This window comes from Achromobacter semiaridum (assembly GCF_053543755.1).
Window position 1 is genome coordinate 89,012 of sequence record NZ_JBLVOL010000045.1, and the last position, 12,097, is coordinate 101,108.

At 64.4% G+C, this 12,097-nt stretch carries 11 protein-coding genes; 6 read left to right on the top strand and 5 right to left on the bottom strand.

Annotated elements, in window-relative coordinates; genetic code table 11:
* Positions 1-42: 42 nt before the first annotated feature.
* A complete protein-coding gene (locus tag ACNPP0_RS13685) occupies positions 43-1,044 on the bottom strand; it encodes a Bug family tripartite tricarboxylate transporter substrate binding protein (RefSeq protein ID WP_448706186.1) in 1,002 nt (333 codons plus the stop codon).
* Between the two features lie 166 nt (positions 1,045-1,210).
* Between ACNPP0_RS13685 and ACNPP0_RS13690 the strand changes: the two genes are divergently transcribed.
* From ACNPP0_RS13690 to garL, 5 genes are all read left to right on the top strand, one after another.
* The gene (locus ACNPP0_RS13690; RefSeq protein ID WP_332608712.1) at positions 1,211-2,140 is read left to right on the top strand and encodes a dihydrodipicolinate synthase family protein; all 930 of its coding nucleotides are present in this window, start codon (positions 1,211-1,213) and stop codon (positions 2,138-2,140) included.
* Between the two features lie 176 nt (positions 2,141-2,316).
* Complete coding sequence (locus tag ACNPP0_RS13695) at positions 2,317-3,018, top strand: FadR/GntR family transcriptional regulator (RefSeq protein WP_162941334.1); 702 nt, start codon at positions 2,317-2,319, stop codon at positions 3,016-3,018.
* A gap of 52 nt (positions 3,019-3,070) precedes the next feature.
* The gene (locus ACNPP0_RS13700; RefSeq protein ID WP_448706187.1) at positions 3,071-4,183 is read left to right on the top strand and encodes an Ldh family oxidoreductase; all 1,113 of its coding nucleotides are present in this window, start codon (positions 3,071-3,073) and stop codon (positions 4,181-4,183) included.
* Positions 4,184-4,280: 97 nt separating this feature from the next.
* A complete protein-coding gene (locus ACNPP0_RS13705) occupies positions 4,281-5,279 on the top strand; it encodes a Bug family tripartite tricarboxylate transporter substrate binding protein (RefSeq protein WP_332608710.1) in 999 nt (332 codons plus the stop codon).
* A 70-nt stretch (positions 5,280-5,349) separates the two neighbouring features.
* Positions 5,350-6,117 carry a 2-dehydro-3-deoxyglucarate aldolase gene (garL, locus tag ACNPP0_RS13710; protein WP_448706188.1) on the top strand — a complete coding sequence of 256 codons (768 nt, stop codon included), beginning with the start codon at positions 5,350-5,352 and terminating at the stop codon, positions 6,115-6,117.
* Positions 6,118-6,306: 189 nt separating this feature from the next.
* Here garL and lysA read toward each other — a convergent pair whose 3' ends face one another.
* Positions 6,307-7,539 carry a diaminopimelate decarboxylase gene (gene lysA, locus ACNPP0_RS13715; RefSeq protein ID WP_448706189.1) on the bottom strand — a complete coding sequence of 411 codons (1,233 nt, stop codon included), beginning with the start codon at positions 7,537-7,539 and terminating at the stop codon, positions 6,307-6,309.
* 114 nt (positions 7,540-7,653) lie between these two features.
* Between lysA and ACNPP0_RS13720 the strand changes: the two genes are divergently transcribed.
* Complete coding sequence (locus ACNPP0_RS13720) at positions 7,654-8,562, top strand: LysR family transcriptional regulator (protein WP_448706190.1); 909 nt, start codon at positions 7,654-7,656, stop codon at positions 8,560-8,562.
* Positions 8,563-8,679: 117 nt separating this feature from the next.
* Here the strand turns inward: ACNPP0_RS13720 and rpsT are convergent, their stop codons facing one another.
* From rpsT to murJ, 3 genes are all read right to left on the bottom strand, one after another.
* Positions 8,680-8,943 (bottom strand): 30S ribosomal protein S20, encoded by a 264-nt coding sequence (rpsT, locus tag ACNPP0_RS13725; protein WP_025135824.1) that lies wholly within the window; start codon positions 8,941-8,943, stop codon positions 8,680-8,682.
* A gap of 290 nt (positions 8,944-9,233) precedes the next feature.
* Complete coding sequence (locus ACNPP0_RS13730; protein ID WP_332608706.1) at positions 9,234-10,205, bottom strand: FecR family protein; 972 nt, start codon at positions 10,203-10,205, stop codon at positions 9,234-9,236.
* A 193-nt stretch (positions 10,206-10,398) separates the two neighbouring features.
* Positions 10,399-11,958, bottom strand: a complete 1,560-nt coding sequence (gene murJ, locus ACNPP0_RS13735; protein WP_448706191.1) for a murein biosynthesis integral membrane protein MurJ — start codon at positions 11,956-11,958, stop codon at positions 10,399-10,401.
* Positions 11,959-12,097: the final 139 nt, after the last annotated feature.

A 12,097-nucleotide genomic window follows, 5' to 3' on the forward strand; every position in this document is an offset into this window, starting at 1 on the left:
CCCGGCGCTCACGCGTTGCGCACGGGCCTGAATCTACGTGGTTCAGTCGACTTTCGCGCCCGAGGCTTTCACCACCTCGGCCCACTTGACGGTCTCTTGCGCCATGAACTGTTTGAACTGCGAAGGCGTGTTGCCCGACGGCGTGGCCCCTTGCGCCTGCAACTGCGCGCGCACCGGCTCTTGCTGCAGGGCGGCGGCGACGTCGCGCTGGATTTTTTCGACAATGGCCGGGGGCGTGCCGGCAGGCGCCAACAGGCCGAACCAGCTGGACGCCTCGTAGCCCTTCACGCCGGCTTCGGCCATCGTGGGCACGTCGGGCAGCGCGGGCGAGCGCGCCGCCGTGGTGACGGCCAGCGGGCGCAGCTTGCCGCCCTTGATGTAGCCCATGGACGAGGGCAGGTTGTCAAAGATCAGGTCGGCCGAGCCGCCCATCACGTCGGTCAGCGCGGGGCTGCTGCCCTTGTAGGGCACGTGCGTCATGCGCGTGCCCGTCATTGTCTGGAACAGTTCGCCCGACAAATGGGTGGACGTGCCGTTGCCGGTGGACGCCATGTTGACGCTGTCGGGATGGGCCTTCAGGTACTTGATCAGGTCCGCCACCGAGCGGATGCCGTGCTTGTCCGCGAACTTCGGATTCAGCTCAAGAATGTTCGGCACCGGGATGACCAGCGTGACCGGTACAAAGTCCTTTACCGGGTCGTACGGCAGTTTGCTGTAGACGGACTGGTTGATGGCGTGCGTGCTGACGGTGCCCATCAACAAGGTGTAGCCGTCGGCCGTGGCGCGCGCGGCTTCGGCCGTGCCCACATTGCCGCCCGCGCCGGCCTTGTTGTCGACCACCACCGACTTGTTCCAGCTTTTGCCCAGCTCCGCGGCCACTACGCGCGCGGCGATGTCGGCGGTGCCGCCGGCAGGGAAGGGCACGATGATCTTCACGTCGCGTTCGGGATAGTCGGCGTGGGCCTGCGCGGCGGGCAAGGCCAAGGCAATGGCCGTGAGGCTGGCGGCAGCAAGCAGCCGGCGTCGCGCGAATAGGGCATGCATGGTGTTGTCTCCTCGGTGTGCGCGTGGCCGCGCATCGTTTGTGGGATGTTGTGGTGATGCCGTTTCACTTGTCAAACAAATATAGGTATTGAGAATATGCTTGTCAACCAAGTATACTTTTTTCACCTTACTTATCTGACAACTGGATCAGCCAGGAGCCCCGTCCATGAAAACTTCCCCGGTCACCGCGCAGGACTTGCAACGCTCGGTCATTGCCGTGCCGCCGCTGGCGCGCCACGACGATCTTTCGCTGAACGAAGCCGCCAACAAGGCCCTGCTTGGCCATCTGGAAGCGGGCGGCGTGCGCAACGTCATGTACGGCGGCAATGCCAATTTCTACAACGTGGGCGTCAGCGAATACGCGCGCATCGTCGACATGCTGGCGGGCCTGGCCGGCGCGGACACGTGGATCCTGCCGTCGGTAGGCCCCGACTACGGCAAGATGATGGACCAGGCCGCCATCCTGCGCTCGCGCGCGTTTCCCACCGCCATGCTGTTGCCCATGTCGTTCCCGTACACGGACGCCGGTCTGGCCGACGGCGTGCGCCGCTTTACCGATGCGCTGGGCAAGCCGGCCGTGGTCTACATCAAGTCGGCCGACTACCTGGCCCCCGAGACCGCCGCGCGCCTGATCGAGGAAGGCCGCATCGCCGCGTTCAAGTACGCCGTGGTGCGCGATGAACCCGCCAAGGACGCGTACCTGTCGTCCATGCTGGAAGCGGTGGACGCGCGCTGGATCGTCAGCGGCATCGGCGAACGTCCCGCCATCGTGCACTACCGTGATTTCGGCTTGAAGAGCTTCACGTCGGGCTCGGTCTGCATCGCCCCGCGCGGGTCCATGCGCTTGCTGCACCTGTTGCGCGATGGCCGCTACGACGAAGCCGAATCCGTGCGCCAACATTATCTGGGCCTGGAAGACTGCCGCGACGGGATCAGCCCGATCCGCGTGCTGCACGACGCGGTGACCTTGTCCGGCGTGGCGGACATGGGTCCCATGTTGCCGCTGCTGACCGGTATTTCCAGCGCCGAGCGCGAACGCGTGGCGCCGGTCGCGCGCAAATTGGCGGCTTGGGACCGGGAAGCCGTGGCGGCCTGAACGTGAGGGGCACGGCCACGCATCGCCCGTCTCACCGCCCGTTGGCGGTACGATGGGCGCTGTCCGCGTAATGGCGGGCAGGCCTTACGCATTCAGGAGGTTTCGTGGCCCGATCCAAAGCAACAACATCATCCGAACCGCAAGCACCGGCCGAGACCGAAGCGGCCGGTTCCCATGTGCTTGAACGGGGACACCGGGTGCGGCTGGCGGACCAGGTCTACGGGCAGATCTTCGAACAAATCGTATCGGGCGGGCTGAATGTCGGCGACAAGCTGCCGTCCGAAAATGAAATTTCCGAACGCTTCGGGGTCTCGCGGCCGGTGGTGCGTGAAGCGCTGCTGCGCCTGCGTGCCGATGGCCTGATCACCGCGCATCAAGGGCTGGGCACCTTCGTCAGCCACCAGCCCGCGCCACGCCTGAAAACGTTCAACGATGTGCAGAACGTCAGCGCGTACCTGCGCGCACAAGAAGTCCGCGTGGCGCTGGAAGGCGATGCCGCGCGGCTGGCGGCGCTGCGCCGCACCGACGAACAGCTCAAGAAGATCACCGACGCGCACGCGGCCTTTGCCGACAGCCTGACGCATGGCCAGGTTTCGCCCGAGGCGGACCTGGCTTTTCACGCCAGCATTGCCGAAGCCAGCGGCAATGACTTTTACCTGGGCGTGCTGGAAAGCATTCACGAATCCATCAACGGTTTCATGCGTCTGACGTTGAGCCTGACCCGCACCGGCTCGCGCCAGCGCGCGCAGCGCGTTGTGGACGAACACGCCACCATCCTGGACGCCATCCGCGAACAGGACAGCGAACGCGCCCGCGTCGCCATGCAGTTTCACTTGGGGCAGGCGCGCCATCGGCTGGTGGACCGCGAACGCGATTGACCCCCACGCGTGGCGCGCCGCCGCCCTTCATCACATCAAACGGAGACAACCCGTGCAAGGCAATGGAGCAACAGCGAGAAACGTGCCGGTAGAGCAGGTGCTTGAACAGATATTGCAGGTACTGCAAGCGTGGGGCATGGACGACGACCTCGCCCACACCACCGCCAGCCTGATGGCGCGGACGGACCTGTTGGGAATTGATTCGCATGGCATTTCGATGCTGCCCTCGTACGAGGAAAAGTGGCGCGCCGGGTCGTTGCGGCTGGATGCCCGCGCGCGCGTGGTGCGCGACAGCGGCGCCAGTGCGCTGATCGACGGCATGGGCGGGCTGGGCTACCCGGTGGCGGCGCAGGCCATGCATCTGGCCGTGGACAAGGCGCTGGAACACGGGGTGGGCGCAGTATCCGTCTGCAATTCGCATCACTTCGGCGCGGCCGGCGTCTACGCGCGCATCGCGGTGGAACGCGGCGTGGTCGGTCTGGTGACCAGCAGCGCCAATGGCATCATCATGGTGCCCACGCGTGGCGCCATGCCCATGCTGGGCACCAACCCCATCGCGTTCGGCGCCCCGGCCGCGCACAACGAAGCTTTCGTTCTGGACATGGCCACCACAACGGTGGCCGCGAACAAGGTCAAGGTCTATGACTTTCTGGGCAAGCCCTTGCCGCCCGGATGGGCGGTGGACGGGCAGGGCGCGGCGGTCACCGATGCCGACGCGGCGATGCAGTACATCTTCAAGCAGCCCGAAGGCGGGCTGACGCCATTGGGCGGCACGCCCGCAATGAGCAGCCATAAAGGCTACGGCCTGGCGATGATGGCGCAGATCCTGGGCGGCACGCTTAGCGGCAGCGCGTTTGCCGCGCGCCGCGCACCTACGCGCAAGGCCGGTGAACCGGATGACGTGGGTCACTTCTTCCTGGCGCTTAACCCCGATGCGTTCCGTGCGGCGGGCTCGTTCGAAGCCGATATGGACGACATGATCGACGCGTTGCACGACACGCCGCCCGCCAACCCCAACGAACCCGTGCTGGTGGCGGGCGAGCCCGAAGCGGCCGAGCGCGCACGTCGGCTGCGTGCGGGCATCCCCATTTCGGCAGCCTTGGCCGAACGCTTGCGCGGCATCTGCGAACGCGCCGGCACGCCTTATCTGCTGGACGATATCTGAGCGCACGGCGCTTGTTGCACTGACTTTGTTGTACCCATAACAGCAGACCCGGCCACCGGGCTCATTCCCCAAGAAAAACCATACGGAAGAGACAACCATGCAACAACCCAAACCTTCGGCGCGCAGACGCCTTGCCGTGCTCGCGGCGGCCACGCTTGGCGCCCTGACGCTATTGCCCGGGGCGGCAATGGCGCAGGCCGCCTGGCCAGCCAAACCGGTCAAGCTGATCGTGCCTTTCCCGGCCGGCGGCAGCACCGATTCGGTCGGCCGCCTGCTTGCGGCCGAGCTGTCCAAAGAGCTGGGCCAAAGCGTCATCGTCGAGAACAAGGGCGGCGCCAACGGCAACATCGGATCGGACGTCGTGGCCAAGGCAGAGCCTGACGGCTATACCTTGCTGCTATCGGGCGTGGGCTCCAACGCCATCAGCTACGCCGTCTACCAGAACATGCCGTATCGCAACAGCGACTTCGCGCATATCTCCTTGCTGGCCACCGGCCCCAATGTGCTGGTGGCCAACATGGAATTCCCCGGCAAGACGTTTGCCGACTTCATCAAGTTGGCGCGCGAGAACCCCGGCAAATACACGCATGCCAGTTCGGGCAGCGGGTCGTCGGGCCATCTGGCCATGGAGATGCTGAAGCAAGACGCCAAGATCGATCTGGTGCATGTGCCCTACAAGGGCGGCGCGGCCGCGATTACCGACATGATTGGCGGGCGGGTGTCGGTGATGTTCCTGAATCAGGACACGCTGCTGCCGCAGGTCACGTCGGGCAAGCTGCGCGCGTTGGCGGTGGCCAGCGCCAAGCGCAACCCCGCATATCCCGACACGCCGACGGTGGCGGAATCGGGCTATCCCGGCTTTTCGGCTGAATCGTGGTTCGGCTTGTCGGCGCCCGCCAAGACGCCGCCCGCGGTGATCCAGCGCTTGAACCAGGCGACGGTAAAGGCGTTGGCGTCGCCCGAGATCCGCCAAAAGCTGGAAAGCGTGGGCTTTGTGGTGGTGGGCGACGACCCGAAGTCGTTCTCGGCGTTTGTCGATAACGAAATCGCCAAGTGGGGCAAGGCAGCCAAGGCGTCGGGCGCGCGCATGGATTGATACGGGCGCGCCGGGCTTCGGTCCCGGCGCGTGCTCTCTGAATTTTTATTTTGCGATATTGAAGGTGGCAATGAACTCACCCTTACCCAACCGTTTCCGCCAACGCATCCTGGCGCGCGAGCGGCTCATCGGCTTTTGGATGTGCATGTCCAGCCACATCACGGCCGAACTGGTCGGCCTGGCGGATTTTGACTGGCTGCTTCTGGATGGCGAACATTCGCCCAACGAAGTGCCGATGTTCCTGCAGCAGCTACAGGCGTTGCAGGGCAGCGCCAGCGCGGCCGTGGGCCGACCGTCGTGGAACGATCCGGTGCAGATCAAGCGCTTGCTGGATATCGGCTTCTACAACCTGCTGATCCCGTTCATTGAATCGGAAGCGGACGCGCGCCTGGCGGTAGCCGCCACCCGTTATCCGCCCGACGGCATACGCGGCGTGGCCGGCGCGCAGCGCAGCAACCGTTACGGCACGGTGCCCGACTACCTGCAAACCATCAACGACAACATCTGCGTGCTGCTGCAAATTGAAAGCCGTCCGGGCATCGATGCAGTGGACGAGATCGCGGCGGTGGAAGGCGTGGACGGCGTGTTCATCGGCCCGTCGGATCTGGCTGCCGCGTTAGGCCACATCGGCAACCCCAGCCATCCCGAAGTGCAAGAGGTCATTCGCCATCTGCACGAGCGCGTGTCGGCTCAGGGCAAGGCCGTGGGAATCCTGGCGCCCGTGCAGGCGGACGCGCGCCGCTATCTGGACATGGGCATGCACTTTGTGGCGGTGGGTACGGACCTGGGCGTGTTCAAACAGGCCACGTTTGCCTTGCGGGAAACGTTTCCCAGCTGATTGCGGCCGCTGGTGTTGGCATGCAAAACGCCCCGCGACGATGCGGGGCGTTTTGTGTTTTGCGTTTTGCGTTTTGTGCTTTGCGTTTTGTGTTTTGCGCGCTGTTTGCAGTGCTTGGTTTGCAGTGCTGGGTTGATGGCGCCTTGTTGGTGGTGCATTGGGCGTTGTGCCCGCTTTGGTGGCCCGGCGTCAGTCTTCCAGCGCCAGCAGTTCGCCGACTGTTTGGCGACGGCGGATCAGCCGCGCCTGGCCGTTGTCCAGCAACACTTCCGGCGCCAGCGGCCGACTGTTGTAGTTCGATGACATCGACGAACCGTACGCGCCCGCGTTGTGCAAAACCATGAAGTCGCCGATGCGCGGCTGCGGCAGCAGCTGGTCCGACATCACGCCGCCTTCTTCCTGCGTGAACACGTCACCCGATTCGCACAGCGGCCCGGCCACCGCGATGCGCGTCTGCGGGACGCCCTGCGGGTCGGAACCGTCCGGCGCATGCACGGAAATGCGGTGGTAGCTGCCGTACATGGCCGGGCGCATCAAATCGTTGAAACCCGCATCCACCAGCGCGAAGTCGCGCTCGGGGCGGTGGTTGATGGCGTGCACTTCGGTCACCAGCGCACCGGCTTCGGCAACCAGGAAGCGTCCAGGTTCGATCTCCAGGCGGATCGGGTGTTGCAGAAACTGTTCGATGCGCTTGCGGGCCGCGTCCCACTGTTCGAAATAATGGTCGCAGTCGATGCGGGGCTCGCCATCGCGGTAGGGAATCGACAGGCCGCCGCCTGCCGAGATCGCTTCGATGTCGTGGTCCAGCGAGCGCACCACGTCGACCATGGCGTCGCAAACGCTGGACAGGTGGCCGTAGTCCACGCCCGATCCGATATGCATATGGATGCCAACCAGCTTCAGGCCGTGGCGGCGCACGATGGACACGGCGCGGGCCACGTCGTCGATCCAGATGCCGTGCTTGCTTTGCGGGCCGCCGGTGTTGGTCTTGTTGCTGTGGCCATGGCCGAAGCCGGGGTTGATGCGCAGCCAGACGCGGTGGCCGCGCGAGGCTTGGCCCACGCGGTCCAGCATGTCCAGCGAACCGGCGTTCACGGTGATGCCATGGCGCAGGACGGTGGCCAGCGTGGCGTGGTCGATTAAATCGGCCGTGAAGACCATGCCTTCCGGCTCGCCCTTAGGATCAAATCCGGCGGCTAGGCTGCGTTCGATCTCGCCCAGCGAAACGGCGTCGACCACCGCGCCTTCCTCGCGCATCAGGCGCAGGATGTGCAGGTTCGAGCACGCTTTCTGCGCGTAGCGGATGGTGTCGAAGCGGCGCAGCTGCGCAATGCGTTCGCGGATGACGCCGGCGTCGTACACCCACAGCGGCGTGCCATGTTGCGTGGCGAGTTCGGTAAGTTGGCGCGGATCAAAAACCATGACGCATGAACCTTGAAGAATGAGAGGAAACCAGGCGGCATGATGCCGGGTTCGCGTCATCCAGTAAAATGCTTATATGTTCAAGAGTCATTCATTCGTGATATGGAGTGCGCCGTGTTGACGCATCGCCATATCGAAGTATTCCGCGCGGTGATGATCGCGGGCAGCGTGACGCGCGCAGCGCAGCTCCTGAACACGTCGCAACCGACCGTCAGCCGTGAATTGGCGCGGATGGAGCAGAGCATCGGCTTTGCATTGTTCGAGCGCGTGCACGGGCGTTTGCGGCCCACCATGCCGGCTTTGGCGCTGTACGACGAGATCCGGCAATCGTATGCGGGGCTGGAAAGGGTCGTGTCGGCGGCGGCCCGTTTGCGAGAGTTTCGGGGTGGGCAGCTGTCCGTGATTGCATTGCCGGCGTTTTCGCATTCGATTTTGCCTGACGCGTTTCGGCGCTTTCACGGTCGGCATCCCGGCGTCAGCCTGTCGGTGGAAACGCAGGAATCGCCGTTTCTGGAAGAGTGGCTGACGGCTCAACGCTACGACCTGGGCTTGACCGAGCGGGATGCCGCGCCGGCCGGCACGCGCTTGCAGCTGTTGTTGCAAGTGGACGAGGTCTGCGTGTTGCCCGACGGGCATGTGCTCTTGGCACGTAAGGAAATCGATCTTGCGGATTTCGAAGGGCATGCCTTTGTCAGCCTGTCCGCCCACGATCCCTACCGGGTACAGATCGACGAAGCCTTCGCTGAAGTCGGCGTGCTGCGCCGGTCGATCGTGGAAACGCCTACCGCCGTGTCTGTTTGCACATTCGTGCGTCAGGGCCTGGGCCTGGCGATCGTGAACCCGCTGACCGCGCTGGACTTTGTCGGCAGGGGCCTGCATATCCGGCCGTTGCGGCGTTCGTTGCCGTTCAGTGTTTACGCAGTGTTCCCCGAACATCGCCCGGCCAATCCCTTGGTCAACGAGTTCATGGCCTCGTTATCCGAGGCGGCTGACGCAATCAAGGTCCGCTTGGCCAAGCCCTAGCCGCGCGTTGGCCTGGTAGTTGTGCCCGAACCGATCAGGCAACAAAAAAGGATGCCCAGGGGCATCCTTCTTCATTTGCCGTATTCATGACGCCCCAGAAAGCGGGGCGGCAGAATCTTAGGCCAGCGCCTTGATAGCGGCAGCCAGGCGGCTCTTGTGGCGAGCAGCCTTGTTCTTGTGGATGATGTTCTTGTCAGCCACGCGATCGATCACGCTCGAGGCCTTCTGGAACACGTCGCCAGCCGCAGCTTTGTCGCCAGCGGCGATAGATTGGCGAACGCGCTTGATGGCGGTGCGCAGCATCGAGCGCAGGCTGGAATTGTGCTTGTTGCGCTCAACGGATTGGCGAGCGCGCTTGCGGGCTTGGGCGGTATTGGCCATGTTGCTATATAAGTTGAATTCGGCAAAGTCGAACATTGTAGCAAGTCCCGATGGGATTGCAAGCTTTTAATGTCAGATCTGTCGATGGAGCGCCCGTCAACCGGGCGGGGGGCGCTGGGGGGAAAAAGTTCCTGGGCTAAAGAGTCCTAGCTAGAGAACCCTTTCGGAAGATTCCCTGCCAAAGCCTGGAATACAGCCTTGAGGAAAACCCGCGGCGCCTACTGGATAAAAACACGGTGCTGAGTATACAACGAAGCGGGCGCCAGGCACAGGTGCGCCGCATAGCGTTGTCAGGTCGCGACGCTGATCGAAACAAACCACGGGGTGAAGCGGCGGACATGGATGGGCATCATCTCTTGCAGCGTGTCCAGCGCGGCGTTGGTGTCGTCCAACGGGAAATGCCCCGAAACGGGCAGGCCGCCGGCCGCCATCGACACGCGAAGGGCACCCGTGCGATAGGGGCGCAGCGCGGCGATTACCTCGGCCAGCGGGCGCCCCCGGGCATCGACCCAGCCGGATTCCCATGCGGCTTCCGCCATCAGCTCGGCGCGCGGGATGTCCATGCGAGACACATCGAACCGCGCGCCCGTTCCGGCGCGGACGGTGCCATGCGCGCCGGCCATGGTTTCCACTTCAACCTCGTGCTCATGCACCACGACCACGGTACGTTGCGCTTGCTGGCGCACCATGTAGCGGGTGCCCAGCGCGCGCACGGTGCCCTCGGCGGTCTGTACCAGGAAAGGGCGGCGCGCGTCGGGCGCCACGGAGACCGTGACGGCGCCATCCAGCAGGCGAACCTGCCGATAAGCGGGGGTGAAGTCCAGATTGACGCGGCTACGGGCGTCCAGCAGCAATTGGCTGCCGTCGGACAGCAGGTAGCGGCGGCGTTCGCCGGTGGCCGTGGCGGCATCGGCGGCTACGTTGTTCAGCGGATAGAAGGCGTTGCCGACATACGCGGCGCCGGCTGCCGTACTGGCGAGCGCCAGCGAACCGGCCAGAAAACGGCGGCGTGGCGGCACGATGGCCGGGGGCGGAGGGATCAGCGGCTGCGACGTGGGGGCGGCTCCGGCGGCGTACCCGGCTGCGGGATAAGCATCGCCTAGTCGTCCAAACGTCGAACCTGCCAATGAGCCCGTCAGCTGTTGCCAGGCGTTCTCATGGACAGGGTCAGCCGCACGCCACGCCAGGAAGTCGTTGTAGTCCTGCGCTGTCGCTTTACCCGAGCGCAGCAGTAGCAACCAATTGATCACCTGGTCCGCCATGGGTTGTCCTTGGGCGTACTTCACTTCGTGTTCCCGCCAGTGAATCGGCGGGGGTTCCTCTTGATGGCAATTTGTAAATAATAAAGGTTTTTTACCAAAGATTACGGGGCTGTTGGCATTTCTTGACGAATCTAGTGCAAAAAGCCGGCAGGAAGCCGGCTTTTTGGTGGGATTGTCAGCGCAGCGGTCGAAATCAGGCTTTTGGCCGACGTCCAAAGTCCTTAAGCCGGAAGCCAAAGAGTAACAACGTTCCGAAGTACACCACCCCGCTTGCCACCAAAACGCCACCCAGCAAGCCGGCGCGCTGTCCCGCATGGGCCTGCATGCCGAGCCAGTCGATTTTGCCGTCGGCGTACCACAGCAATGCCGCCAACGCCGCCAGGGCGGGCAGCAGGCGCAGCACGAACACGGTCCAGCCCGGCCCCGGCTGGTACACGCCCCGGCGGCGCAAGCCGATCAGAAGCGCCAAGGCGTTCAGGCAGGCGCCCAGGCCAATGGCCAGTGCCAGACCGGCATGCGCCATGAAAGGTACCAGCACCAGGTTTAGCAACTGTGTCAAAACCAGCACGCCGATGGCGATCTTGACGGGCGTGCGGATGTCTTGCTTGGCATAGAAACCCGGGGCAAGGATCTTGACGGCCAACAGGCCGATCAAGCCGGCGGAATACGACATCACTGCCAGACGGGTTTGCAGCACATCCTGCGCGGCGAAGGCGCCATAGTGGAACAGCGTGGCCACCAGGCCGTCTGATAGCAGCGCCATGCCCACGGCGGCGGGCAGGCCCAGCAGCAGCACCAGCCGCAGGCCCCAGTCCAGCAGGCCGCTGTAGCCGCCATGGTCGTCGCGAGCGTGGGCCGCGGACAGGCTGGGCAACAGCACGGTGCCAAGCGCCACGCCCAGCAAGGCGGTCGGAAATTCCATCAAGCGGTCGGCGAGAGACAGCCACGTGACGCTGCCCGGTGTAAGCCAGGTGGCGATATTGGTGTTGATCAACAGGGAAATCTGCGCCACCGACACGCCCAGGGTGGCGGGCGCCATTTGCTTGAGGATGCGCTGGACCGTCGGGTCGGCCCACGCTTCGCGAAAGCGCAGCGAAAAGCGCGGCGTCAGGCCCAGGCGGGCCAGCGCCACCCACTGCACGGCCAGTTGCGCTACGCCGCCGATCATCACGCCGACGGCCAGAGCGTAGACGGGCACATCCATGCGCGGCGCCAGCCAGATGCAGGCGGCAATCATCGACAGGTTCAGCAGTACGGGCGTGAAGGCCGGCACGGCGAATCGGCGCCAGGTGTTCAGCACGCCGGAGGCGAACGCAATCAGAGACATGCAGAAGATGTAGGGAAACATCATCCGCGTCATCCAGACGGCGGCGCCAAATTCGGTATCGCGGGCAGCGCCACGCAGGCCGCTGGCCATGGCCGACACCACCCAGGGCGCGGCGACGATGCCGATCAACGTGATCAGCATCAGCGTGGCCGTCAACAGCAGCGCCACGCGGTCCAGCAGTGTGCGCACTTCTTCTTCAGACCGCTTGTTGCGCGCAGCGCCGAGTATGGGCACGAACGCCTGGGCAAACGCGCCCTCGGCGAACAGGCGGCGCAGCAGGTTGGGAATGCGGAAGGCGACCCAGAAGGCGTCGGTGATGGGACCGGCGCCAAAGGCGCGCGCGACCAGGATGTCGCGGATCAGGCCGGAAATGCGGGACAGCAGGGTGAAGCTGCTGACGGTGGCCGCCGAACGAAACAGGCTCATGGATGGGACTACGAAAAATTGGGGCAGACTGGCCCCGTAAACACAACGCCTGTTGAAAGGACCGGCGCGCTCCCCGCCCACGCACTACGCAAGAATGCCCTTTCCCCGCCGGGCCGCCCCAAGGGGAAAGACGCCCCCC

Excerpts from the sequence above, each read along its gene's own strand:
- rpsT (WP_025135824.1), bottom strand. The coding sequence starts at position 8,943 with ATGGCCAATACCGCCCAAGCCCGCAAGCGCGCTCGCCAATCCGTTGAG.
- ACNPP0_RS13685 (WP_448706186.1), bottom strand. The coding sequence starts at position 1,044 with ATGCATGCCCTATTCGCGCGACGCCGGCTGCTTGCTGCCGCCAGCCTC.
- lysA (WP_448706189.1), bottom strand. The coding sequence starts at position 7,539 with ATGGTTTTTGATCCGCGCCAACTTACCGAACTCGCCACGCAACATGGC.
- ACNPP0_RS13730 (WP_332608706.1), bottom strand. The coding sequence starts at position 10,205 with ATGGCGGACCAGGTGATCAATTGGTTGCTACTGCTGCGCTCGGGTAAA.
- ACNPP0_RS13690 (WP_332608712.1), top strand. The coding sequence starts at position 1,211 with ATGAAAACTTCCCCGGTCACCGCGCAGGACTTGCAACGCTCGGTCATT.
- ACNPP0_RS13705 (WP_332608710.1), top strand. The coding sequence starts at position 4,281 with ATGCAACAACCCAAACCTTCGGCGCGCAGACGCCTTGCCGTGCTCGCG.
- garL (WP_448706188.1), top strand. The coding sequence starts at position 5,350 with ATGAACTCACCCTTACCCAACCGTTTCCGCCAACGCATCCTGGCGCGC.
- murJ (WP_448706191.1), bottom strand. The coding sequence starts at position 11,958 with ATGAGCCTGTTTCGTTCGGCGGCCACCGTCAGCAGCTTCACCCTGCTG.